The 18,990-nt window shown below is 65.2% G+C and carries 14 protein-coding genes and 4 tRNA genes; 11 read left to right on the top strand and 7 right to left on the bottom strand.

Going from position 1 to position 18,990, the window contains the following annotated elements:
- The first annotated feature begins 152 nt into the window (after positions 1 to 152).
- Positions 153 to 1,517 (top strand): DNA recombination protein RmuC, encoded by a 1,365-nt coding sequence (locus KVG96_RS16400; RefSeq protein ID WP_217894238.1) that lies wholly within the window; start codon positions 153 to 155, stop codon positions 1,515 to 1,517.
- 151 nt (positions 1,518 to 1,668) lie between these two features.
- Here KVG96_RS16400 and KVG96_RS16395 read toward each other — a convergent pair whose 3' ends face one another.
- Together KVG96_RS16395 and KVG96_RS16390 are read right to left on the bottom strand one after the other, a co-directional pair.
- On the bottom strand, positions 1,669 to 5,139 hold the full coding sequence (locus KVG96_RS16395; protein WP_217893056.1) for a hybrid sensor histidine kinase/response regulator: 3,471 nt from the start codon (positions 5,137 to 5,139) through the stop codon (positions 1,669 to 1,671).
- Between the two features lie 266 nt (positions 5,140 to 5,405).
- Positions 5,406 to 5,948: a TetR/AcrR family transcriptional regulator gene (locus KVG96_RS16390; protein WP_217893055.1), complete on the bottom strand. Its 543-nt coding sequence runs from the start codon at positions 5,946 to 5,948 to the stop codon at positions 5,406 to 5,408.
- A 91-nt stretch (positions 5,949 to 6,039) separates the two neighbouring features.
- Here KVG96_RS16390 and KVG96_RS16385 point away from each other — a divergent pair, with 91 nt between their 5' ends.
- From KVG96_RS16385 to KVG96_RS16370, 4 genes are all read left to right on the top strand, one after another.
- On the top strand, positions 6,040 to 7,227 hold the full coding sequence (locus tag KVG96_RS16385) for an MFS transporter (protein ID WP_217893054.1): 1,188 nt from the start codon (positions 6,040 to 6,042) through the stop codon (positions 7,225 to 7,227).
- Positions 7,228 to 7,279: 52 nt separating this feature from the next.
- Positions 7,280 to 7,591, top strand: a complete 312-nt coding sequence (locus KVG96_RS16380) for a cupin domain-containing protein (protein ID WP_217893053.1) — start codon at positions 7,280 to 7,282, stop codon at positions 7,589 to 7,591.
- 105 nt (positions 7,592 to 7,696) lie between these two features.
- Positions 7,697 to 8,848, top strand: a complete 1,152-nt coding sequence (locus tag KVG96_RS16375; protein ID WP_217893052.1) for a TDT family transporter — start codon at positions 7,697 to 7,699, stop codon at positions 8,846 to 8,848.
- Between the two features lie 107 nt (positions 8,849 to 8,955).
- Positions 8,956 to 10,833: an MFS transporter gene (locus KVG96_RS16370; RefSeq protein WP_217893051.1), complete on the top strand. Its 1,878-nt coding sequence runs from the start codon at positions 8,956 to 8,958 to the stop codon at positions 10,831 to 10,833.
- 38 nt (positions 10,834 to 10,871) lie between these two features.
- On the opposite strand, the gene sugE is transcribed toward KVG96_RS16370, so the two are convergent.
- The 3 genes from sugE to rdgC all read right to left on the bottom strand — a co-directional run bounded on the left by sugE (position 10,872) and on the right by rdgC (position 13,335).
- The gene (gene sugE, locus KVG96_RS16365; RefSeq protein WP_085577699.1) at positions 10,872 to 11,186 is read right to left on the bottom strand and encodes a quaternary ammonium compound efflux SMR transporter SugE; all 315 of its coding nucleotides are present in this window, start codon (positions 11,184 to 11,186) and stop codon (positions 10,872 to 10,874) included.
- Positions 11,187 to 11,304: 118 nt separating this feature from the next.
- Positions 11,305 to 12,267, bottom strand: coding sequence for a bile acid:sodium symporter family protein (locus tag KVG96_RS16360; RefSeq protein ID WP_217893050.1), 963 nt, complete (start codon positions 12,265 to 12,267; stop codon positions 11,305 to 11,307).
- Between the two features lie 147 nt (positions 12,268 to 12,414).
- Positions 12,415 to 13,335 carry a recombination-associated protein RdgC gene (gene rdgC, locus KVG96_RS16355; protein WP_217893049.1) on the bottom strand — a complete coding sequence of 307 codons (921 nt, stop codon included), beginning with the start codon at positions 13,333 to 13,335 and terminating at the stop codon, positions 12,415 to 12,417.
- Between the two features lie 159 nt (positions 13,336 to 13,494).
- Between rdgC and KVG96_RS16350 the strand changes: the two genes are divergently transcribed.
- From KVG96_RS16350 to KVG96_RS16335, 4 genes are all read left to right on the top strand, one after another.
- Positions 13,495 to 13,570: transfer RNA gene (locus KVG96_RS16350), tRNA-Val, on the top strand.
- Between the two features lie 19 nt (positions 13,571 to 13,589).
- Positions 13,590 to 13,666 (top strand) — tRNA-Asp (locus KVG96_RS16345).
- Positions 13,667 to 13,861: 195 nt separating this feature from the next.
- Positions 13,862 to 13,937 (top strand) — tRNA-Val (locus KVG96_RS16340).
- A 19-nt stretch (positions 13,938 to 13,956) separates the two neighbouring features.
- A tRNA-Asp gene (locus KVG96_RS16335) sits at positions 13,957 to 14,033 on the top strand.
- A 197-nt stretch (positions 14,034 to 14,230) separates the two neighbouring features.
- Here KVG96_RS16335 and KVG96_RS16330 read toward each other — a convergent pair.
- Together KVG96_RS16330 and KVG96_RS16325 are read right to left on the bottom strand one after the other, a co-directional pair.
- Positions 14,231 to 15,397, bottom strand: coding sequence for a catalase family protein (locus KVG96_RS16330; RefSeq protein WP_217893048.1), 1,167 nt, complete (start codon positions 15,395 to 15,397; stop codon positions 14,231 to 14,233).
- Positions 15,394 to 17,202, bottom strand: a complete 1,809-nt coding sequence (locus KVG96_RS16325) for a di-heme-cytochrome C peroxidase (protein ID WP_217893047.1) — start codon at positions 17,200 to 17,202, stop codon at positions 15,394 to 15,396. The genes KVG96_RS16330 and KVG96_RS16325 overlap by 4 nt, the downstream gene beginning before the upstream one ends.
- 270 nt (positions 17,203 to 17,472) lie before the next feature.
- On the opposite strand from KVG96_RS16325, the gene bamJ reads away from it, so the two are divergent.
- The gene (bamJ, locus tag KVG96_RS16320; protein ID WP_007950433.1) at positions 17,473 to 18,189 is read left to right on the top strand and encodes a BamJ family beta-barrel-assembly machinery protein; all 717 of its coding nucleotides are present in this window, start codon (positions 17,473 to 17,475) and stop codon (positions 18,187 to 18,189) included.
- Between the two features lie 294 nt (positions 18,190 to 18,483).
- A complete protein-coding gene (locus tag KVG96_RS16315; protein WP_085577693.1) occupies positions 18,484 to 18,939 on the top strand; it encodes a YkvA family protein in 456 nt (151 codons plus the stop codon).
- Positions 18,940 to 18,990 lie beyond the last annotated feature (51 nt).

The following is an 18,990-nucleotide window of genomic DNA, read 5'->3' as shown; positions in this document are numbered from 1 at the left end:
GTTAACCTTCAGGCTTTATCTGATCGGCGGGAATGACGATGGCGATGGACTTGACCAGCCTGCTGCTGGGCCTTGCGGGCGCAGGCCTGCCGCTGCTGGCGCTGGCCTGGCGGCTGCAGCGCCGGGCCAGCGTCGGCCAGGCGGATTTCGCGCTGCTCGAGGAGCGGTTGGCGATGGCGCAGATGGCCCAGGACGGCCTCAACGCGCAGCTCGATGCCTGCCGTGACGAAATCGCCGACCTCGGCCAGGCCAACACCGCCAAGCAGGTGGACTTGGCTGCGCTGCGCCGGGAGGTCGAACTGCTGCAGATCGACCGCGACGACGCCCGGGACGCCGCCCATGCCTGGAACCTCGAACGCGCCGGCAAGGACGCCGAGCTGCGCCGCCTGGACGCCCAGGCCGCCTCGCTGAGCGCCGAGCTGCGCGAGCAGCAGGACAGCCATCAGCAACGCCTCAATGACCTGCAGGGTTCCCGCGACGAGCTGCGGGCGCAGTTCGCCGAACTGGCGGGCAAGATCTTCGATGAGCGCGAGCAGCGCTTCGCCGAAACCAGTCAGCAGCGCCTGGGCCAGTTGCTCGATCCGTTGAAGGAGCGCATCCAGTCCTTTGAGAAGCGCGTCGAGGAAAGCTATCAGGCCGAGGCGCGCGAGCGTTTCTCGCTGGCCAAGGAGCTGGAGCGGCTGCAGCAACTGAACCTGCGCCTGAGCGACGAGGCCACCAACCTGACCCGCGCGCTCAAGGGGCAGAAAACCCAGGGCAACTGGGGCGAGCTGATCCTGGAGCGGGTGCTGGAGCACGCCGGGCTTGAGAAGGGCCGCGAGTACCAGACCCAGGTCAACCTCAAGGGGCCGGACGGCGAACGGTTCCAGCCGGACGTGATCATCTACCTGCCGGGCGACAAGCAGGTGGTGGTCGATTCCAAGGTCAGCCTGACCGCCTACCAACAGTCCGTCGCCGCCGACGACGAGGGCTTGCGGCAGGCCGCCATGAAACAGCACGTGCTGTCGCTGCGCAGCCATGTCAAAGGTCTGGCCGGTAAGGACTACAAGCGTCTGGAAGGCCTGCACAGCCTCGATTTCGTCTTGCTGTTCGTGCCGATCGAAGCAGCGTTCTCAGCCGCGTTGCAAGCCGAGCCGACCCTGTTCCAGGAGGCCTTCGACCGCAACATCGTGATCGTCAGCCCGACCACGCTGCTGGCGACCCTGCGGGTGATCGACAGCCTGTGGAAGCAGGAGCGCCAGAGCCAGAACGCCCGGGAGATCGCCGAGCGCGCCGGGTGGCTGTACGACAAATTCGTGCTGTTCATCCAGGACCTGGACGAGGTCGGCAACCGCCTGCAGCAGTTGGACAAGGCCTACAGCGCCGCGCGCAACAAACTGACCGAAGGCCGGGGCAACCTGGTCAGCCGCAGCGAACAGCTCAAGCTGCTCGGCGCCCGGGCCAGCAAGAGCCTGCCGGCGGATCTGCTGGAACGCGCCATGACCGATGCGGACGGCCTGGTCGAGTTGCCGGACTAGGCCCGCAGGCCTTCGCCGCCGCCATCGCCGGCAAGCCAGCTCCCACAAGGATTTGTGGTGTGCGCGAACCCTGCGGCCACCTGCAATCCCTTGTGGGAGCCAGCCTGCTGGCGATGGCGTCCGCACTGCCGCCACCGAACCCGGCTGACCGCTACAGCGGCAGATACCGACTCAACAGCGCCCGCAGCGCCGCCGGTTTCACCGGTTTGGCCAGGTAATCCAATCCCGCCGCATGCACCTGCGCCACCGTCTCCGGATGGCCGTCGGCGCTGATCACCACGCCGGGCACCGGTTCGCCCAGGTTCGTGCGCAGCCATGCCATCAGATCGGTGCCCGTGTCGCCGTGGTCCAGGTGGTAATCCACCAGCGCCAGTTGCGGGCGGATGCCCTCGCTCAGCAGCGCCGCGCATTCGTCGCGGTTGCGTGCGGTCCACACCTGGCAGCCCCAACGGGTCAGCAGGCTGTTCATGCCGATCAGGATGCTGTCCTCGTTGTCGATGCACAGCACCTGCGCGCCGCCGAGCGGCTTGCCGTTGAGCTCAGGCAAGGTGCCCGGTTGCGCCGCTTGCGTGCGGGCCATCGGCACGCTGACGCTGAACACGCTGCCGCGCCCGGGCCAGGAGCGCACGCGCAGCGTGTGGCCGAGCACCCGGCACAGGCCGTCGGCGATCGCCAGCCCCAGGCCCAGGCCTTTTTCGGCGCGGGTCTGGTGGCTGTCGAGGCGCTTGAACTCCTCGAAGATCACCTGCTGCTTGTCCAGCGGAATGCCCGGCCCGCGGTCCCACACCTCCAGGCACACTTCGCCCGCCCGCCGGCGCACACCCAGCAGCACCGGGCCCTTGGCGTAGCGGAACGCGTTGGTGAGGAAATTCTGCAGGATCCGCCGCAGCAGCTTGCTGTCGCTGTCGATGCGCAGGCGGCTGCCGCGCACGCGGAAATTCAGGCCCTGTTCCTGGGCCAGCGCCTTGAACTCGGCGCCGAGGGTGTCGAACAGTTCGTTGACCGCAAACGGCTTGCGGTCCGGATTGATCTTGCCGTTCTCCAGACGGGAAATGTCCAGCAGGTCGCTGATCAGGTCCTCGGCCGAACGCAGGGAGCTGTCCAGATGCTGCACCAGTTTCTGCGCCTCCGGGCTCAGGCCGTCGTCCTGGTGGGAGAGGGCGGCGGAGAACAGCCGGGCGGCGTTCAACGGCTGCATCAGGTCGTGGCTGACGGCGGCCAGGAAGCGGGTTTTCGATTGGTTGGCCGCCTCGGCGTTGCCCTTGGCTTCGGTCAGCGCCACGTTGAGCTGCGACAGCTCCTGGGTGCGCTCGCTGACCCGTTGCTCCAGCCATTCGTTGGATTTGGTCAGGGACTGTTCGGCTTCGCGGAACGCGGTGATGTCGGTGAAGCTCATCACGAACCCGCCGCCCGGCATCGGGTTGCCGATCAGTTCGATCACCCGGCCGTTGGGGAACAGGCGCTCGGAAGTGTGGGCGCGGCCCTGGCGCATCCAGTGCAGGCGCCGGGCGACGTGGACTTCCGCCTCGCCCGGGCCGCACAGGCCGCGTTCGGCGTTGTAGCGGATGATGTCGGCGATCGGCCGACCGACGCTGATCAGCCCGTCCGGGTAGTTGAACAGCTCAAGGTAGCGGCGGTTCCAGGCCACCAGTTTCAGGGACTGGTCCACCACGCTGATGCCCTGGGTGATGTTCTCGATGGCGCCTTGCAGCAGGGCACGGTTGAATTGCAGCACCTCCGAAGCTTCGTCGGCGATGCGCACGACGTCCTCCAGTTGCATCTCCCGGCCCTCGATGGCCGCTTTCACCACCGCTCGGGTGGACGAGGCTCCCAGCACACCGGCCAGCAGGCGTTCGGTGTGGGCGATCCATTCGCCGTCGGCGTTCTGGTTCGGGTTGAAGCCCTTGCCCTGGCGATAGGCGAAGCGGATGAAGCTCTGCCGCGCCCGCTCTTCGCCGACGAACCGCGCCGCCAGTTTCAAGAGGTCGTCGATCTGCACCGCCAGCATCGAACGGGCGCTCTGCCGGGCGCTGATTTCCTGGCCGATGAAGCGTCCGGCCTGCCAATGCTCCGAGACCCGCGTGCGCGACAGCACCGAGACCCAGGCGAACAGGGTGAAGTTGCCCGCCAGCGACAGCACCACACCCTGGGTGAGCGGGGTGATCGGCAGGTTCAGCGGGTTGCTGGCCAGCCACGCCAGGCCCGGAAAGCTGTCCAGCGACCAGCCGAGGCTGCGGGCGGCGATGGGCAGGATCAAGGTGTAGAACCACAGGAACGTGCCGGCCGCGAGGCCGGCGAACACGCCGCGGCGGTTGGCCTGCTTCCAGTACAGCGCGCCGAGCATGGCCGGGGCCAGTTGGGTGACGGCGGCGAAGGCGATCTGACCGATGGTGGCCAGGCTTGCCGTGGAGCCAAGCAAGCGGTAGCTGACGTAGGCCAGCAGCAGGATCGCCACGATGCTGACCCGCCGCACCGACAGCATCCACTGGCGGAACACTTCGAACGGCCGCTCGGCATTGTTGCGGCGCAGCAGCCAGGGCAGCAGCATGTCGTTGGAGACCATGGTGGACAGCGCGACGCTGGCGACGATCACCATGCCGGTGGCCGCCGAGGCGCCGCCGATGAACGCCAGCAGCGCCAGCGCCGGGTGCGCCTCGGCCAACGGCAGGCTGATGACGAACGAGTCGGGAATGACCGAGTTCGGCAGCATCATCTGACCGGCCAAGGCGATCGGCACCACAAACAGCGCCGCCAGGGCGAGGTAGGCCGGGAACACCCATTTGGCCAGGCGCAGGTCCTGCGGGTCGATGTTCTCCACCACCGTGACGTGGAATTGCCGGGGCAGGCAGATGATCGCCATCATCGCCACGCCGGTCTGCACCACCATCGACGGCCAGTTGATGGTTTCCTTCCAGTATTCCTCCAGGCGCGGGGCGAGCATGGCCTGATTGAACAGGTCGTCGAAGCCGTCGTACAGGCCGAACGTGACGAACGCGCCCACCGCCAGGAACGCGAACAGCTTGACCAGCGATTCGAATGCGATCGCCAGCACCATGCCACGGTGGTGCTCGGTGGCGTCGAGGTTGCGCGTGCCGAACACGATGGTGAACAGCGCCAGCACCAGGGACACGATCAGCGCGGTGTCCTGGGCGCGGGTGCCCATGGCGTCGGCGCCGGCGCCGATCAGCAGGTTGACGCCCAGCACGATGCCTTTGAGTTGCAGGGCGATGTAGGGGAGGACGCCGACCAGGCAGATCAGCGCAACGACCACCGCCAGGGATTGGGATTTGCCGTAGCGGGCGGCGATGAAGTCGGCGATGGAGGTGATGTTCTCCTGCTTGCTGATCATCACCATTTTTTGCAGCACCCACGGGGCGCCCAGCAACAGCAGGATCGGCCCCAGGTAGATCGGCAGGAATGACCACAGCTGTTCGGCGGCCTGGCCGACCGCGCCGAAGAACGTCCAGCTGGTGCAGTAGACCGCCAGCGACAGGCTGTACACCCAGGCCCGCATCCGCGGCGGCAGCGGCGCGCTGCGGCGGTCGCCGTAGAACGCGATGGCGAACATGATGGCCATATAGGCCAGGGCGACGATGGCAATCAGCCCGGTGGACAACGACATGAGCACTCCCGACAGAACACGCCCGGACCTGTGCCCGGTCAGACAGTCTGGCACGAGTGCCGCGGTTAGTCAGTGTCGACCAAGGTCGTGGCGCGGCGGGGTGTCGCAGGCGGGGAACCGGGCGGTTCTGTGGTGAGCGCGTCGACACGTGCGCCGCATTTCAATGTGGGAGCGAGCCTGCTCGCGATGGCGGCGGCCCATCCGGCATCGGTGTGTCAGGCAGGCCGTCATCGCCAGCAGGCTGGCTCCTACAGGGATCTTCGGTGTCAGTCCCGGCGCAGCGCGATGTCGATCAGCCGGTGCAGTGCTTCCACTTCCAGCGGCTGGGCCGCGAACAGGATGCGGAACACCGTCGGCGACACCACCAGGTTGATCAGGTGATCCACCGAGGGCGGCGAGTCGTCCGGGTAGCGGTCGACGATGGTCTGCAACTGGTCGGCGATGATCGCGATGCAGAACCCCGGCGTGGCGCTGGCCTGCACGTCGCGCATGACGTTGCGCCCAGGCTCGGAGCTCATTTCGTCCAGATACTGCTCGGCCCACGCGCGGATGTCGCCGCGCAGGCTGCCGGTGTCCAGCGGATCGCTTTCGGGGCGCAGGCGGGCGAGGGCGACGTCGGCCAGCAGGGCCGACAGGTCGCCCCAACGCCGGTAGATGGTGGAGGGCGTGACCCCGGCCCGCGCGGCGATCTGCGGGACGGTCACGGTGGAGCGCTCCTGTTCCTGGAGGAGCGCGCGCACGGCGCAGTGGATCGATTCCTGCACCCGGGCGCTTCGGCCGCCGGGGCGGCTGCTTTCTTTGATAGGCATGGGGCCGACCTTAACACAAAGAATTTGCTTTAAGCGAAAGCCAAGCGCACACTCCGCAAAAGCAAAAAATTAGCTTTTAAGGAGCGTGCCCATGACCAGCCCTGTTTCGAACCGTTCCAGCCTGTGGTTTCTGGCGATCACCCTGCTCAGTTTTCTCGCCGCCTCCACGGCGCCGACGCCGCTGTACCACCTGTACCAGGATCACCTGCATTTCTCGGCGGCGGTGCTGACCCTGATCTTCGGCGTGTATGCCTTGAGCCTGCTGGCGGCGCTGCTGACCGTCGGCTCGCTGTCGGACCACCTGGGGCGCAAGCCGGTGATCTTCGCCGCCGCGGTGCTCAACGCCCTGGCGATGCTGGCGTTCATCTACGCCGACAGCGTGGCCTGGCTGATCGGTGCGCGGGTCTTGCAAGGCTTCGCCACGGGCATGGCCACGGCGGTGTTGAGCGCCACGCTGCTGGACACCGACCGCGTGCAGGGGCCGCTGATCAACAGCGTGGCGCCTTTGCTGGGCATGGCGGCAGGCGCCATGGGCTGCGGCGTGCTGGTGGAGTTCGCCCCGGCGCCGTTGCAACTGACCTACTGGCTGCTGCTGGCGCTGTTTGTGTTGCAGGCCGCGTACGTCTGGCGCCTGCCTGAGAGCGTCACCCCGCAGGCCGGGGCCTGGGCTTCGTTGCGGCCGACCCTGCATGTGCCGGTTCAGGCCCGTTCGACCTTGTGGCGGGTGCTGCCGCTGAACACCGCCACCTGGGCGTTGGGCGGCTTTTACGCCTCCCTGGCGCCGTCGCTGGTGCGCACGGCGACCGGTTCCACCTCCAACCTGATCGGTGGGGCAACCGTGGCCGCGCTGACCGTGACCGGCGCCCTGATGATCTTCACCCTGCGCAACCGGCCCGCAGGCCGGGCGTTGCAGTTGGGCGCAAGCCTGTTGCCGAGCGGTGTGGTGCTGATGCTGCTGGGCGTGCACAGCGCCAGCCTGTCGCTGTTCTTCTTCGGCACGCTGGTGGCCGGCTGCGGATTCGGCGCAGGTTTCCTCGGTGCGGTGCGCAGCCTGGTGCCGCTGGCGTTGCCCCACGAGCGGGCCGGGCTGATGTCGTCCTTTTATGTGCTCAGCTATCTGGCGTTCTGTCTGCCGGCGCTGTTGGCGGGGCACTTCACCCGCAGCCTGGGCCTGCTGGCCACCACCGACGGTTACGGCGCGGTGCTGATTGCGCTGGCGGTGGGGGCGCTGCTGGTCAGCTTCCGTCCGCAGGCGGTGAAGGCGTGCGGCGCTCCATAAGCGCAGCGGATTCGGTTAGCCTTGGCCGGCCACTTCTCTCACGGAACGACCCATGAAGATCATCCGCAGCAAGGCGTTCACCGCCGAACGCGCCTGGGGCGCCCTGGACATCGCCCGCATGAACGGCATCACCACGCGCCTGCACTGGACGGACCAGCCCTACAAATGGCACGTCAACGACGGCGAGGAAGTGTTCGTGGTGCTCGATGGCCGCGTGCAAATGCGCTACCGCGAACAGGGCCAGGAGCGGCAGGTGCTGCTGGAGGCCGGCGACATTTTCTACGCCTCGGTCGGCACCGAACATGTCGCCCACCCTCAGGGTGAAGCACGGATCCTGGTGATCGAAACGGAAGGCAGCGTCTGACTGCTTATCTGTAGAACAGATAACAGATAGAGAAATTACCCGTTATATAGATATTCGATCCGGATCTATCATGGCTCCAACCTCACCAGAGGACAGGAGTTCATGATGACTTGCCCCAACACCGCCAAACCCGGCATCAAACCGTTCAGCCACCTGCATCACCCGCGTGAGGCGATCCGCCAGTTCACCCCGAACTGGTTCGCCGCCACCATGGGCACCGGCGTGCTCGCCCTGGCGCTGGCGCAACTGCCGGTGTCCGTTCCCGGCCTGCACGCCGTGGCCGAAGGGCTGTGGCTGTTCAACATCCTGTTGTTCACCTTGTTTACCGTTGCCTACGCCGCGCGCTGGGTGCTGTTCTTCGACGAGGCCCGGCGGATCTTCGGGCACTCCACGGTTTCGATGTTCTTCGGCACCATTCCCATGGGGCTGGCGACGATCATCAACGGCTTCCTGGCGTTCGGCCTGCCGCGCTGGGGCGAGGGGGTGATCCACCTGGCCGAGGCGCTGTGGTGGCTGGACGTGGCGATGTCGCTGGCCTGCGGCGTGCTGATCCCGTACATGATGTTTACCCGCCAGGAACACAGCATCGATCAGATGACCGCCGTCTGGCTGCTGCCGGTGGTGGCGGCGGAAGTGGCGGCGGCCAGCGGCGGCCTGCTCGCGCCGCATCTGGCCGATGCCCATGCGCAACTGGTGGTGCTGGCGACGAGCTACGTGCTGTGGGCGTTCTCCCTGCCGGTGGCGTTCAGCATCCTCACCATCCTGCTGCTGCGCATGGCCTTGCACAAACTGCCCCACGAAAGCATGGCCGCGTCGAGCTGGCTCGCCCTCGGCCCGATCGGCACCGGCGCCTTGGGCATGCTGCTGTTGGGCGGCGATGCGCCGGCGATCTTCGCCGCCAACGGCCTGCCGGGCGTCGGCGAGGTCGCATCGGGCCTGGGCCTGGTGGCCGGCATCACCCTGTGGGGCTTCGGCCTGTGGTGGATGTTGATGGCGCTGCTGATCACCGTGCGTTACCTGCGCGACGGCATTCCGTTCAACCTTGGCTGGTGGGGCTTCACCTTCCCGCTGGGCGTGTACTCGCTGGCGACCCTGAAACTGGCCGGCACGCTGCACCTGGGCTTTTTCAGCGTGGCGGGCTGCGTGCTGGTGGCGCTGCTGGCGGTGATGTGGCTGATCGTCGGCAAGCGCACCCTGCAAGGCGCCTGGCGCGGCGAGCTGTTCGTGTCGCCCTGCATTGCGGGTTTGAAGAAATGACCGGCAAAGTTTAGGTAAGGTGTGGCCTGGATCGCGGTTCGAGACTCCAATAACCGTATCCAGGCCGTTCCCTACCTACTCCCTACAAAAAACAGGTCACACGGAAGATGAGTCACCCCTCACAGTTCAACCTGCTGCGAACCCGGCGTTTCCTGCCGTTCTTCATCACCCAGTCGTTGGGGGCCTTCAACGACAACGTGTTCAAGCAATCGCTGATCCTGGCGATCCTCTACCGGCTGACCATCGAAGGCGACCGCTCGATCTGGGTCAACCTGTGCGCGCTGCTGTTCATCCTGCCGTTTTTCCTGTTTTCGGCGCTGGCCGGGCAGTTCGGGGAAAAGTTCGCCAAGGACTCGCTGATCCGTCTGATCAAGCTCGCGGAAATCGCCATCATGGCTGTGGGATCGGTCGGCTTCCTGTTCGACCACCTGTCGCTGATGCTGGTGGCGCTGTTCGCCATGGGCACCCACTCGGCGCTGTTCGGACCGGTGAAATACTCGATCCTGCCGCAGGCCCTGCACGAGGACGAGCTGGTGGGCGGCAACGGCCTGGTGGAGATGGGCACGTTCCTGGCGATCCTGGCCGGCACCATCGGCGCCGGGATCATGATGTCGTCGGCGCACTATGCGCCGGTGGTGTCGGCCGCGATCGTCGGCATCGCCGTGCTGGGCTATCTGGCCAGCCGCAGCATTCCCCGGGCGGCGGCCGCCGACCCGCAGCTGCGCCTGAACTGGAACATCTTCAGCCAGTCCTGGGCCACCCTCAAACTGGGTCTGGGCCAGACGCCGGCGGTGTCGCGCTCCATCGTCGGCAACTCGTGGTTCTGGTTCGTCGGCGCGATCTACCTGACGCAGATCCCGGCCTACGCCAAGGAGTGGATGCACGGCGACGAAACCGTGGTGACCCTGATCCTCACGGTGTTCTCGGTCGGCATCGCCGTCGGTTCGATGCTGTGCGAGCGGCTGTCCGGGCGCAAGGTCGAGATCGGCCTGGTGCCGTTCGGCTCGTTCGGGCTGACCGTGTTCGGCCTGCTGCTGTGGTGGCACTCCGGCGGGATCCCGGAAAGCGCGAGCGGGCACAGCTGGACCGGGGTGCTCGGCTTCGGCCATGCCTGGGCCGTGCTGATCGACATCCTCGGCCTCGGCATCTTCGGCGGCTTCTACATCGTGCCGCTGTACGCGCTGATCCAGTCGCGCACCGCCGAGAACGAGCGGGCGCGGGTGATCGCCGCCAACAACATCCTCAATGCGCTGTTCATGGTGATTTCGGCCATCGTGTCCATCGTCTTGCTGAGCCTGGTGAAGCTGTCGATCCCGCAGCTGTTTCTGGCGGTGTCGCTGCTCAACATCGGCGTCAACGCCTACATCTTCAAGATCGTGCCCGAGTTCAGCATGCGTTTCATGATCTGGCTGCTCAGCCACTCCATGTACCGCGTCGAGCACCGCAACCTTGAAGCGATCCCCGATGAAGGCGCGGCGCTGCTGGTGTGCAACCACGTGTCGTTCGTCGATGCCTTGTTGATCGGCGGCGCGGTGCGTCGGCCGATTCGCTTTGTCATGTACTACAAGATCTACAACCTGCCGGTGCTGAACTTCATCTTCCGCACGGCGGGGGCGATTCCCATCGCCGGCCGCCAGGAAGACATCCAGATCTACGAAAAGGCGTTCACCCGCATCGCCCGGTATCTGAAGGAAGGTGAGTTGGTGTGCATCTTCCCGGAAGGCAAATTGACGGCGGACGGCGAGATCAACGAGTTCAAGGGCGGGCTGACGCGGATTCTCGAAGAAACGCCGGTGCCGGTGATCCCGATGGCGTTGCAGGGGCTGTGGGGGAGTTTCTTCAGCCGGGATCCGGACAAGGGGCTGTTCCACCGCTTGTGGTCGCGGGTGACGCTGGTGGCGGGAGCGCCGGTGGCCGTCGAAGCGGCGCAGCCGGCGCAATTGCAGGCGTTGGTCGGGGAGTTGCGCGGGACGGTCAGGAAGTAACGCCCGCGCCCATCATGCGCCGGGAAGGGGCCAGTGGCTTAAGCGCTGGCCTTGAGCCCGATCAGCCCGGCCACGATCAGCGCAACGCTGATCAGGCGCACCAGCGCCATCGACTCGCCGAACAGGATGATGCCCGCGATCACCGTGCCCACGGCACCGACCCCGGTCCAGATCGCATAGGCCGTGCCCAGGGGCAGTTCCTTCATCGCAAGGCCGAGCAGGCCCAGGCTGATGGCCATGGCCGCGACGGTGAGGGCAGTGGGGAGCGGGCGGCTGAAGCCGTCGGTGTACTTCAGGCCGACCGCCCAGCCGACCTCGAACAGGCCGGCGAAAAACAGAATGATCCAGGACATGCAGGACCTCCATCGATTGACGGGGTCGTCCCCAGGATAATGACTCGTGCGAGCCGCAGGGTCGTCCCCGCGTTGGGCGCTATAGTGCCCAGCATCGACCGGGGGATCAAGTTCGCGCTCAGTCGGGCTGCTGAACGAGCGTGTCGCGCCCGTCCTTCTCGTCCATGCGCCGGAACCAGGTGGCGAGCAGCGCCCCGGAAATGTTGTGCCACACGCTGAACAGCGCGCTCGGCACCGCCGCCAGCGGCGAGAAGTGCGCGCTGGCCAGGGCGGCGCCGAGCCCGGAGTTCTGCATGCCGACCTCCAGCGCCAGGGATTTGCGCTGGGCCAGCGGCAGGTTGAACAGGCGCCCGGTGAAATAGCCCAGCAGGTAACCGAAGCTGTTGTGCAGCATCACCACCGCCATGATCAGCAGACCGGATTCGGCGATCTTCGCCTGGCTGGCGGCCACCACGGCGGCCACGATGATCACGATGCTCACCACCGACACCAGCGGCAGCACCTCCACCGCATGACGGACCTTGTTGCCCAGCAGGCGTTGGGCAACCACGCCCAGCACGATCGGCAGCAGCACCACCTGCAGGATCGACCAGAACAGCTCCATGAACGACACCGGCAGCCAGGCCGACGCCAGCAGCCAGATCAGGGCCGGGGTCAGCAGCGGGGCGAGGAGGGTGGTCACGGCGGCGATGGCCACCGACAGCGCCAGGTCGCCGCGGGCCAGCCAGGTCATGACGTTGGAGGCCGTGCCGCTCGGGCAGCAACCCACCAAAATCACGCCGACGGCGATTTCCGGCGGCAGGCGGAACACCTGGCAGAGCAGCCACGCCATGCCCGGCATGATCACGAAATGCGCCACCACGCCCAGCGCCACCCGCCACGGATGACGGGCGACGGCGGCGAAGTCGTCGAGCTTGAGGGTCAGGCCCATGCCGAACATCACCAGGCCCAGCAGCGGCACGATCGCCCCTTTGAGGCCCAGGAACCAGGCCGGCTGCAGGAAGGCGAGCACCGCGAAAGCCAGTACCCAATAGGCGAAGGTGTTGCCGACGAAACGACTCAGTGCTGCCAGTGCGCGCATGGCCTGATCCTTATTGTTTATGTGCACCGCAAAACGACTGCGGGAGCGAGCCTGCTCGCGATGGCGGACTTTCAGTCAACCCTTTCGTTGAATGTCGATCCCCGATCGCGAGCAGGCTCGCTCCCACAGGTTGTACATCTTCCGGGATTAGATGCCCTGCGGCGTCTCTTCACCGCCCAGCGCCTCGACCAGCGCCGGCAGGAAGTCGCCGAAGGTCAGCATCATCAGGGTGAAGCTGGCGTCCAGTTGGCCCAGGGCCTCGTCGCCGCCGTCCTGCTCCGCCTGGTCCTGCAGCAGGTCTTCGAACTTCAGGCGCTTGACGGTCATCTTGTCGTCGAGCATGAACGACAGCTTGTCCTGCCAGGCCAGCGACAGTTGGGTGACCACCTTGCCGGTGCTCAGGTGCAGCTGGATTTCTTCGCTGGTCAGGTCCTGACGCTTGCAGCGCACGATGCCGCCGTCTTCGTGGGTGTCGCGCAGTTCGCATTCGTCGAGGACGAAGAAGTCCGGGGCGGCCTCTTGGGTGGTGACCCATTGGGTCATCACGGCGGTCGGTGCGGTTTTCACGGTCAGCGGGCGCACCGGCAGGGTGCCCAGCACTTCACGCAGGGTGGACAGCAGGTCTTCGGCGCGTTTCGGGCTGGCGGAGTTGACCAGGATCAGGCCTTGCTTCGGCGCGATGGCGGCGAAGGTCGACGAGCGGCGGATGAAGGCGCGTGGCAGGAACGCCTGGATGATCTCGTCCTTGATCTGGTCGCGTTCCTTCTTATAGACCTTGCGCATTTGCGCCGCTTCGATCTCTTCGACCTTCTCCTTCACCGCGTCGCGCACGACGCTGCCCGGCAGGATGCGTTCTTCCTTGCGGGCGGCGACCAGCAGGAAATCACCGCTGACGTGCACCAGCGGCGCATCCTCGCCCTTGCCGAACGGTGCGACGAAACCGTAGGTGGTCAACTCCTGGCTTGCACATGGACGCGCCAGTTTGGTGGCCAGTGCGGTTTCCAGCGCCTCGGCATCGACAGGCAGGTCTTGGGTCAGGCGATAGATAAGCAGGTTCTTGAACCACATGGGGTGAATCTCTCCTTTATACAAAGGAGGGCATTATTGTCTTCGCCGTGCCATAGGCCAACCCTTCTCTAAGCCTTTGGAAGGCCTGAAAAAATTAATTGAAAAAGTGCTTGCCAGAGGTTGGGTCGCTCCGTAGAATGCGCGCCACACCGAAGCGAAGGGTGATTAGCTCAGCTGGGAGAGCGTCTGCCTTACAAGCAGAATGTCGGCGGTTCGATCCCGTCATCACCCACCATTTGTTTCAAGTGTTTAGCGCAGCGGTAGTTCAGTCGGTTAGAATACCGGCCTGTCACGCCGGGGGTCGCGGGTTCGAGTCCCGTCCGCTGCGCCATATTCGGTAACCTGGAACACTGAACGCCAGGTCACCACGGAAAACCCGCCGAGGCGGGTTTTTTTCTGTCTCAAGTTTGTACGTTGTTCCTCGGGTTGTATCGTTTCACGGGTTTTCAGATTTTTTTGAAAAAAACTTCAATTAAATCAACACTTTACGAAAACTTGTGGCATAATGCGCCCCGTAACGAAGCAAGGGTGATTAGCTCAGCTGGGAGAGCGTCTGCCTTACAAGCAGAATGTCGGCGGTTCGATCCCGTCATCACCCACCATTCGTTTCAAGCGTTTCGCGCAGCGGTAGTTCAGTCGGTTAGAATACCGGCCTGTCACGCCGGGGGTCGCGGGTTCGAGTCCCGTCCGCTGCGCCATATTCGGTAACCTGGAACACTGAACGCCAGGTCACCACACGGAAAGCCCGCCTAGTGCGGGCTTTTTGCTGTCTGCGATTTGCCTTTCGCACATCCCCTGCGGCGAGGGCGCTCGCTCCCGCCGGGGCGCGGAGCGGCCCTAAAAACAGGCCCGCTGCGCAGTCCGGCGGGAGCAAGCTCCCTCGCCACAGTGCGTTTCATTGGCCGGCGTTGCGGCTGTGCCGGTAGTCGCTCACCGCCTCATACACCGCCTTGCGCAGACGGTTGATCCCGCCGATCGGGCGATGGGCCTCGATGCCGAACCAAGGGTTGAAGGACAGGTTGTCGCATTGCAGGTTCTGCGCCGGGGTATCGAAGTCCTGGGGCGGCAGGGTGATGCGCGCCACGGTCTCGAAGGGTGCATCCTGCTCGCGCCATTCGATGCTGGTGTCCTCGATGGGCATGAACGCCCGGGCGTCCTGGCGCTGGATCTGCAGCGCGAAGCAGGCGGGCACGCGATCCGTCGACAACTGCTGGTTCAACGCGCTGCGCAGGAAGTTCGGCAGGTCCCGGTTCTGCTTGGGCAAGGTGTAGGCGGGGCAGTTGTCCGGATCCGGCGTCACCCGGAACTTGGCGTTGGCGTCCCCGAACCGGTACGGGGACACCGAAAAGTACGTCGTGCGCGTCGGGCTTTCCGGCGGCGCGGACAGGGTCGCCAGGGCAATGAACAAATGGCGGACCTGCCAGGTGCGCGGATCCCAGCCCGGAAAGAACGCCATCACCTGCTTGCCGTCCGCCTGCGCCGCCACGTTCTGACGGTACTCGGCGACATCGCTGACAAAGAAGTTCGGATGGCTGAACATCACGAAATCCTGTTCATGCAGATCCTGACGCCCGTCCAGCAACTGCTTGCCCGGCACGTCGTGCAGCTTGATCGCCATGCCCCGGGCGTCGCGGATGCTGTCGAACTGCGGGTAGGCGTTGCCGTTGGACAGGCGCACCGTCGCCTGCCAGACCTTGCCCGGCTCGCTGAACACGCCGCGGCGCAGGTTCTCGGCCAGATCCGGCAATACCTGCACTTGCGCCTTCACGCAGCCATGGGCCTTGGCGTGGGCATCACGCAGGTAGCGGGTGCTTTCCCGGTGCTGATCGACGATGCGCACGGCGGTCTGGATGACGTCCTGGGTCATGGCCGCTTCACCCGGCGGGATCTGTTCCAGCGCCGAGACCGGGCCGCGGTGCTGCCAGGCGAACCAGGCGGTGGCCAAGGCCCAGCCGATCAGGGCGAGCGCCAGCAAGAGCAGCAGGGTCTTGCCGACGATCCGCCCCAGCCACAGCCAGAGGCGCGCCAGCGCGGACGGTCTTTTGTAGGTATTGAAGATCATGGCAGTTGCGCCTCCAGCGGGCCGCCCAGCACTTTCAGGTACTCCAGCAAGGCCCAGCGTTCCTCGGGCTGAAGCAGCCGGCCGATCACGCCGTTGCCGCGTTCGCCGGCCCGGAATTCGTGGCCGCTGTTGTGGTTGCCGGTGATTCGGGTGTCGAACAGGAAACCGTTGGTGAAGGCCTCGGTGCGGTAGCCCAGATGCCGCGGGTCGTATTCGAACGTGCCCTTGTAGAAGGTGGTGGCGCGTTCATCCTGGGGCGACAGCAGTTGGAAGAGGCTGGGCACCGAGCCGTTGTGCAGGAACGGCGGCGTGGCCCAGACGCCGGCCAGCGGACGGGCCTTGTAGGCGACTTTTTCGCGCACGCCGATGGGCAGGCCGAAACCGTCGAGTTGCGGTTTCTCGGCAGGGGTGACGCCGGCCTCGCGGTAGGCGCGGTTTTCCACGAAGGCGGTCACGTAGGCCAATCCCTTGGCCACCGACAGCTGGCTCAGGTCCAGGGGGGCGGTGGGATCGGGGTGCAGTTTGACGTCCATCTTGGCCAGTTCCGCCGGATCCCATTGCAGGGCCGTCAGATCGAAGCGGTGGTTGGCGATGTTGGTGGCGGCACCGGGATCGGTGCCGATGACGTCCACCGGCAGCATGGCCAGGTGCTGTACCCAGCGTCCGCCTTCCTGGGTCTGGCGCGGCACGTGGCAGCCGGCGCAGTTCTCGGCGAACAGGGCCCGGCCCTTGGCGGCCAGCGGTTTGTCGACGGCGCCCAGCAGATCCTCGGGCCAGGCCGGCGGCTGTAGCTTTTGCAGCGTCTGTTCGATCGTGTGCAGGTCACGCACGCGGACGCTGGAGGGGTAGCGCGCGTCGCCTTGCAACGGCTGGCCGTCGGCATCGAAGAAGTTCAGCGTGGCGCCGACGCCCAGCGCTTCGCCGACGTTGCGCGCCATCGGCTGCTGCGCCGAGCCGTTCCACTGCACCCAGTCGAACGTCCACATGTCCCACAGTTGCGGGTAGTCGACGGGGGCGTCGGCCACACGGTAGTTGTCGGGGGAGATGGCATCGCCGAAGGCCGCGTTGGCGATCCGGCCGAACGCATCGGTACGGCCCGGGCCTTCCTCGGTGGGGTAGAGACCGCGGTGGGTGTCGTTCCAGGCGACGCGCAGGAAGGTGTCCAGCGATTGCTTGAAGTCCTTTCTCAACTGACCGTGGCGGTTGTCGTAGTCGTCGCCCAGCACGGCGCGGGCGAAGCGTTCGAATTTCCATGGGTTGTAATAGGTGGACGCCAGACTTGCCACCAGTGCCTGTCCGAAACTGCCGCCACGCAATGTAGGAACGCTGGAAGGCAGTACGTGTTGGGCAGAGCCGCCGTCGATGCGCACGGCCTGGCCGTTGAAGCGCAGCTCGCCGGTGTGGCAGGCGGAACAGGTGATGTCGAGGTATTGCTCCGGGCTGCCGGGATTCTGGTGCCGGGCAAACCCTACCGGCAGGTTGCCGGGGTTCTGCGGCGTGGCTTTCTGCTGCGGATCCACCAGGAAACCGAAACGTGCGAGGTATTCCGGGGACGCGAAGCGCTGCTGGGAAAACGGCAGTTCCAGCGCCTGGAACCACGCGTAGCGCAGGCCTTTGACTTGCGTGCCCTGGGGCGTGAAGTAATAGGTCTGGCGCTCGTCTTCCGTCCACTGCTTCAGGTAATGCACCTGCTGCACGGGGGTGTAAAAGGGGAGTTTCGGGTTGGCGACGTAGTACAGCACCACTGCCAGGGCAAGGCCTGCCAGTGCGGCGATCAGGATCAACAGACGGGAGAAGAGGCGCAAGATGAACATCCTTGTCGTTTTTTTTGCGCTGTTATGCCTGAGCCCGGCAGGGCGGGCAAGTGGCCATTACGACAAGCCGTGTGAGAAGCGTCGCTAAGGGGGCTCAGGCCAAGATGACAGAAGCTTCATCCTGCGCTGGATCAAATGCGTTCCAATCCCTGAACTTATCGCAAGTTTCCTGCTCTCATGCCGGTAGCCATTGGTCGTGGCGGCCTGATAAGCTCGCGGCTTTACTCGATTGCCCATTCGGCGCATGAACAAGGAAATAGCATGAAACAGCATCGGTTGGCGGCGGCGGTTGCCCTGGTTAGCCTGGTACTCGCAGGTTGCGATTCGCAGACCAGCGTGGAGCTGAAAACCCCGGCGCAAAAAGCTTCCTACGGCATCGGCCTGAACATGGGCAAGAGCCTTGCCCAGGAAGGCATGGATGACCTGGACTCCAAAGCGGTGGCCCAAGGCATCGAAGACGCCGTCGGCAAGAAAGAACAGAAGCTGAAAGACGAAGAACTGGTCGAAGCCTTCGCGGCGCTGCAGAAGCGCGCCGAAGAGCGCATGGCCAAGATGAGCGAAGAGTCGGCGGCCGCCGGCAAGAAATTCCTCGAAGAGAACGGCAAGAAGGCCGGCGTGACCACCACCGCTTCGGGCCTGCAGTACGAAGTGGTCAAGAAGGCCGACGGTCCGCAGCCTAAGCCTACCGATGTGGTGACCGTTCACTACACCGGCAAGCTGACCAACGGCACCGTGTTCGACAGCTCCGTGGAGCGCGGCAGCCCGATCGATCTGCCGGTCAGCGGCGTGATCCCGGGTTGGGTCGAAGGCCTGCAGCTGATGCACGTCGGCGAGAAGTACAAGCTGTACATCCCGAGCGACCTGGCCTACGGCGCGCAGAGCCCGAGCCCGGCGATCCCGGCCAACTCGGTGCTGGTGTTCGACCTGGAACTGCTGGCCATCAAGGATCCGGCCAAAGAAGACGCCGCTGCCAAGTAAGCCGCGTCGGTTTCGCCCACAGCGCCTCGCACATGCGGGGCGTTGTTGCATCTGGACGGCGGCAAGCGTAAACAGAACGAACCCCTGCCGATGCCGGCAGTCCCAGACATTGAGTCACCGGCGGTAGCCGCCCTGGCTCGCCAAGTCAATGAAATATTGGGGTTTTTTATGTGAGTAAAAAACGCCCGATCTGAGCGCAGCCCTTGTGAAACGGGGCTCTCAGCGTCGAAATGCAGCTCTGTTCACAAGGTTATCCACAATTTGTGTGGATAACATTTCAACGGGAAAAATCAGATGAAAACGCCCTGGAACTTCGCCCGATTCCTGCCCCTGGCCGGACGCCTGCTCGCCCGCGGACGTCTGCCGACGTTGCTGTTCGCGGTGGCCAGCAAGGGCGCCGCCCAAGGCGACCGGCTGGGCAAGCTCAAGGATGACCTGCGCCTGCTTCAGGCGTTGTGCCTGGCGTGGTGGCGCGGCGAGTACCGGGCCATCAGCCCCAAGGCGATCGTATCGGTGGTGGCGGGGCTGATGTACTTCCTCAGTCCTGTCGACGCCATTCCCGACTTCATTCCGGTGTTCGGCATGCTGGACGACATCGCCGTGCTCGCCTGGCTGATGAAGACCCTCGGGGACGAACTCGATGCGTTTCGCCGGTGGCGCAACCAACAGGCTCCGGAGAAGCTTCGCGTGGTCGAGCGCCTGCCGGACACCCCCGAGCAGCTTCAGCTGCAAGGCCCGAAAAAAAACTGATCGGCGACGGTCGCTCATTCAGATAGATGCCCCCCACGACCGTGGCCGCTG

It is taken from the genome of Pseudomonas ekonensis (genome assembly GCF_019145435.1).
GTDB classification, from domain to species: Bacteria; Pseudomonadota; Gammaproteobacteria; order Pseudomonadales; family Pseudomonadaceae; genus Aquipseudomonas; species Aquipseudomonas ekonensis.
The sequence above is the reverse complement of the archived record's forward strand: the minus strand, read 5'-3'. Positions and strand labels throughout refer to the sequence as shown.

What these genes read in the sequence shown, in the direction of transcription:
- KVG96_RS16395 (WP_217893056.1), bottom strand. Translation starts at nt 5,139, where the DNA reads ATGTCGTTGTCCACCGGGCTGATTGCCATCGTCGCCCTGGCCTATATG.
- KVG96_RS16390 (WP_217893055.1), bottom strand. Translation starts at nt 5,948, where the DNA reads ATGCCTATCAAAGAAAGCAGCCGCCCCGGCGGCCGAAGCGCCCGGGTG.
- KVG96_RS16385 (WP_217893054.1), top strand. Translation starts at nt 6,040, where the DNA reads ATGACCAGCCCTGTTTCGAACCGTTCCAGCCTGTGGTTTCTGGCGATC.
- KVG96_RS16380 (WP_217893053.1), top strand. Translation starts at nt 7,280, where the DNA reads ATGAAGATCATCCGCAGCAAGGCGTTCACCGCCGAACGCGCCTGGGGC.
- KVG96_RS16375 (WP_217893052.1), top strand. Translation starts at nt 7,697, where the DNA reads ATGACTTGCCCCAACACCGCCAAACCCGGCATCAAACCGTTCAGCCAC.
- KVG96_RS16370 (WP_217893051.1), top strand. Translation starts at nt 8,956, where the DNA reads ATGAGTCACCCCTCACAGTTCAACCTGCTGCGAACCCGGCGTTTCCTG.
- sugE (WP_085577699.1), bottom strand. Translation starts at nt 11,186, where the DNA reads ATGTCCTGGATCATTCTGTTTTTCGCCGGCCTGTTCGAGGTCGGCTGG.
- KVG96_RS16360 (WP_217893050.1), bottom strand. Translation starts at nt 12,267, where the DNA reads ATGCGCGCACTGGCAGCACTGAGTCGTTTCGTCGGCAACACCTTCGCC.
- rdgC (WP_217893049.1), bottom strand. Translation starts at nt 13,335, where the DNA reads ATGTGGTTCAAGAACCTGCTTATCTATCGCCTGACCCAAGACCTGCCT.
- KVG96_RS16330 (WP_217893048.1), bottom strand. Translation starts at nt 15,397, where the DNA reads ATGATCTTCAATACCTACAAAAGACCGTCCGCGCTGGCGCGCCTCTGG.
- bamJ (WP_007950433.1), top strand. Translation starts at nt 17,473, where the DNA reads ATGAAACAGCATCGGTTGGCGGCGGCGGTTGCCCTGGTTAGCCTGGTA.
- KVG96_RS16315 (WP_085577693.1), top strand. Translation starts at nt 18,484, where the DNA reads ATGAAAACGCCCTGGAACTTCGCCCGATTCCTGCCCCTGGCCGGACGC.